General features: G+C 70.6%; 3 protein-coding genes. All 3 read right to left on the bottom strand.

Translation table 11 applies throughout. The annotated features are described in order from the left end of the window. Window position 1: 1 nt before the first annotated feature. A complete protein-coding gene (locus ACFWEP_RS33950; protein WP_387376053.1) occupies window positions 2-457 on the bottom strand; it encodes a hypothetical protein in 456 nt (151 codons plus the stop codon). A gap of 11 nt (window positions 458-468) precedes the next feature. Then, window positions 469-1,221: a 4-hydroxy-tetrahydrodipicolinate reductase gene (dapB, locus tag ACFWEP_RS33945; protein WP_387376051.1), complete on the bottom strand. Its 753-nt coding sequence runs from the start codon at window positions 1,219-1,221 to the stop codon at window positions 469-471. 64 nt (window positions 1,222-1,285) lie between these two features. Continuing rightward, the coding region (locus ACFWEP_RS33940; RefSeq protein ID WP_387376050.1) for a M16 family metallopeptidase at window positions 1,286-2,631 on the bottom strand (1,346 nt) is incomplete at its 5' end.

Here is a 2,631-nt window from a genome sequence, read left to right as displayed (position 1 = left end):
CTCAGGCGGCGCGTACCGGCTTGTGTGCGTGCAGGGCGATGGCGCGCTGCATCGCCTTGCGCGCCCTGGGCGTGTCGCGGGCGTCCTGGTAGGCGACGGCCAGCCGGAACCAGCAGCGCCAGTCGTCCGGCGCGTCCTCGGTCTCCTCCCGGCGGCGGGCGAAGACGGCGTCGGCGGAATCCCGGTCGATCCGGCCGGACGGGGTCCGGACGAGTTCGTCGACCGGCAGCCCGCCCTCGGCCTCCAGCTCCGCGGCGAGCGCGTTGGCCCTCCGCACGAACTGGGTGTTCTTCCAGAGGAACCAGACACCGATCACCGGCAGGATGAGCACCGCCACGCCGAAGGTGACGGTGATCAGGGTGCCGTGCCGGATGAGGAGCAGCCCCCTGCTGCCGGCCAGGACGAAGTAGAAGACCAGCACGGCGGCGGTGACGAGGTACGAGATCTTTGCGCGCATGGCAGGGACCGTCAGTTCAGATCGAGGAAGTGTTCCAGCCCGAAGGTGAGGCCGGGAGTGGTGACCACGCGGCGGGTCCCCAGCAGGATGCCGGGCATGAAGCTGCTGTGGTGCAGCGAGTCGTGGCGCAGGGTGAGGGTCTCGCCCTCACCGCCGAGCAGTACCTCCTGGTGCGCGAGGAGCCCGCGCAACCGTACGGAGTGCACCGGGACACCGTCCACGTCGGCACCCCTGGCCCCTTCCAGCCCGGTCGCGGTGGCGTCCGGCTGCGGCGCGACCTTGGCCTCGGCGCGGGCTGCGGCGATGAGCTGAGCCGTCCGGGTCGCGGTGCCGGAGGGTGCGTCGGCCTTGTTCGGGTGGTGGAGCTCGATGACCTCGACCGACTCGAACCAGACCGCCGCCGCCTGCGCGAACTTCATGGTGAGGACGGCTCCGATGGAGAAGTTCGGCGCGATGAGCACACCGGTCCCCGGGGACGCCTCCAGCCAGCCGTTCAGCCGTGCGAGGCGCTCGTCGGTCCAGCCCGTGGTGCCGACGACGGCGTGGATGCCGTTGCGTACGCAGAACTCCAGGTTGTCCATCACGGCGTCGGGGTTGGTGAGTTCCACCACGACCTGGGCGCCGGCCTCTTCAAGGGCCTCCAGCGCGTCGCCCCGGCCGAGGGCGGCCACCAGCTCCAGGTCCTCGGCGGCCTCGACGGCCCGTACCGCTTCCGATCCGATGCGGCCCTTGGCGCCGATGACGGCCACACGCAGCTTGCTCATGTGCTCTGCTTCCTTGATCGAAGGGAGGGTACGGGCCGTGAGGGCGGCCCTTGCCGTGCTGTGCTCAGGACACGGCGTGGTGGAGACGGTCCGCCTGCTTGTCCTTGAGCGGGCCGATGACCGAGAGCGAGGGGCGCTGTCCGAGCAGTTCGGCGGCGACCGCGCGGACGTCGTCGGGCGTGACCGCCGCGATCTCCGCCAGCATCGCGTCGACCGACATCTGCTCGCCCCAGCACAGCTCGCTCTTGCCGATGCGGTTCATCAGGGCGCCGGTGTCCTCCAGGCCGAGGACGGTGGACCCGGAGAGCTGCCCGATGGCCCGGGCGATCTCGTCGTCGGGCAGGCCGTCGGCCGCGACCTTGTCGAGCTCGTCCCGGCAGATCTTGAGGACGTCGTGGACCTGGCTCGGGCGGCAGCCCGCGTACACGCCGAAGAGGCCGCAGTCGGCGAAGCCCGAGGTGTACGAGTACACGCTGTAGGCCAGACCGCGCTTCTCGCGGACCTCCTGGAAGAGGCGCGAGCTCATGCCGCCGCCGAGGGCGGTGTTGAGCACGCCCAGCGCCCAGCGGCGTTCGTCGGTGCGTGCGAGGCCCGGCATCCCGAGGACGACGTGCGCCTGCTCGGTCTTGCGGCCCACGACCTCGACCTTGCCGGCGGTGCGCAGGACGCGGGAGCCGTCGCGCGGGGCCATCGGCTCGGCGTCGGTGCGCGAGAGCGCCCCGGCCCGGTCGAAGGCCTTGCGGACCTGGCGTACGACCGTGGCGTGGTCGACGTTGCCCGCGGCGGCGACGACCAGGTGCCTGGGGTCGTAGTGCTTCTTGTAGAAGCGGGCGATCTGCCCGCGGTCCAGCGCGTTGATCGTGTCGACGGTGCCGAGGACCGGGCGGCCGAGCGGGGTGTCGCCGAACATCGTGTGCGCGAACAGGTCGTGCACGCAGTCGCCCGGGTCGTCCTCGGTCATCGCGATCTCTTCGAGGATGACTCCGCGCTCGGCGTCGACGTCCTCGGCGTTGATCAGCGAGCCGGTCAGCATGTCGCAGACGACGTCGATCGCGAGCGGCAGATCCGTGTCGAGGACCCGCGCGTAGTAGCAGGTGTACTCCTTCGCCGTGAAGGCGTTCATCTCGCCGCCGACCGCGTCGATCGCGGAGGAGATGTCCAGGGCACTGCGCGTGCCGGTGCCCTTGAAGAGGAGGTGTTCGAGGTAGTGGGTCGCGCCGTTCAGGGTCGGGGTCTCGTCGCGCGAGCCGACGTTGACCCAGATCCCGAAGGTGGCGGAGCGTACGGAGGGCAGGGTCTCGGTGACGACACGGAGACCACCGGGAAGCACCGTACGGCGGACCGTACCGATGCCGTTGGTGCCCTTGAGAAGCGTTTGGGTACGGGCGACGGCCCGCGCCTTCGAAGAGG

It is taken from the genome of Streptomyces sp. NPDC060198, from assembly GCF_042728415.1.
Classification (GTDB): Bacteria; Actinomycetota; Actinomycetes; order Streptomycetales; family Streptomycetaceae; genus Streptomyces.
This window is presented reverse-complemented; position numbering and strand designations above follow the sequence as displayed.